Source organism: Pseudoalteromonas sp. S1650 (genome assembly GCF_005887195.1).
Lineage (GTDB): Bacteria > Pseudomonadota > Gammaproteobacteria > Enterobacterales > Alteromonadaceae > Pseudoalteromonas > Pseudoalteromonas simplex.
Genome location: NZ_PNDF01000244.1, coordinates 1 through 298, shown reverse-complemented (window position 1 = coordinate 298; position 298 = coordinate 1). Strand labels below are relative to the sequence as shown.

Annotated in this window: 1 protein-coding gene; it reads left to right on the top strand. The window is 41.3% G+C overall.

Annotated elements, in window-relative coordinates; genetic code table 11:
* Positions 1–76: 76 nt before the first annotated feature.
* A partial coding sequence (locus tag CWB80_RS22810) for a hypothetical protein (protein WP_212751504.1) occupies positions 77–298 on the top strand: 222 nt, incomplete at its 3' end.

The following is a 298-nucleotide window of genomic DNA, read 5'->3' as shown; positions in this document are numbered from 1 at the left end:
GAAGAATATTCAAAACAGGCCAGGATTCCTATGCCTAGTTAACCTAGCTTTATCGCGGGAAGGTACTTATCAGCCAGTGAATTATTTACCGTTAAAGCATTACTATCGCTCTTTAGCTGTGGGACTTATTGTGGCGCTGTTAGTGGCGTTTTTTTTGTGTTTACAGCTATATAATTTAAAACTTGAGCGGTCGTTAGAAATCAGGCATAGCGGGTTTAATAATATTTCCGCTCAGCTTTGCCATGCGATGAGTGCCTCAGATGGTCTTATAGACACCTTGTTCAAGCTTTACGAGCAG